Source organism: Mycobacterium sp. E3247, assembly GCF_001667785.1.
GTDB lineage: Bacteria > Actinomycetota > Actinomycetes > Mycobacteriales > Mycobacteriaceae > Mycobacterium.
In genome coordinates this window covers 1-719 of sequence record NZ_LZJG01000174.1, presented here as the reverse complement: position 1 = coordinate 719, position 719 = coordinate 1, and the positions used below count along the sequence as shown (strand labels likewise).

General features: G+C 66.8%; 1 protein-coding gene. It reads left to right on the top strand.

Annotated features, from left to right (window positions below; genetic code table 11):
- Nucleotides 1–719: HAD-IC family P-type ATPase (locus tag A9X04_RS32250; protein ID WP_156764291.1), on the top strand; the 719-nt coding region annotated here is incomplete at both ends.

The window sequence follows — 719 nt, the reverse complement described above, 5'->3', positions numbered from 1 at the left end:
TCCCTAACCCAGCTCGCGGATCTGGGCATCGAGGTGAAGATCGCTACCGGTGACAACGCGCGGGTGGCCGAAAAGGTGTGCGCCGACTTGGGTTTGGCCTCAAAGGGAACCATCACCGGCGCGCAGCTCGAACCCCTGGACGACGCCGCGTTCGCGTACGCCGCGCAACACCACACCATCTTCGCGCGCATCTCCCCCGAGCAGAAGGCGCGGCTGATCACCGCGCTGCGGCGCGAGGGGCGAGCCGTCGGCTTCCTGGGCGACGGGGTCAACGACGCGCTGGCGTTGCACGCCGCCGACGTGGGGATCTCGGTGGACAGCGCCACCGACGTGGCCAAGGACGCCGCCGACGTGGTGCTGCTGGAGAAGGACCTCGGTGTGTTGGCCACCGGCGTCGCCGAGGGCCGGCGCATATTCGCCAACACCATCAAGTACGTGCTGATGGGCACGTCGAGCAACTTCGGGAACATGTTCAGCGCCGCGGCCGCATCGGCCCTGCTGCCGTTCCTGCCGATGCTGCCCAGCCAGATCCTGCTGAACAACCTGTTATACGACTCCTCGCAGCTGGCGATCCCCACCGACAGGGTCGACGCCGAGCAGCTGCACGCGCCGTCGCACTGGAACGTCGCGTTCATCCGCCGGTTCATGCTGATCTTCGGACCGATCAGCTCGCTGTTCGACTTCCTGACGTTCGGGTTGATGCTGGGCGTGCTGCACGC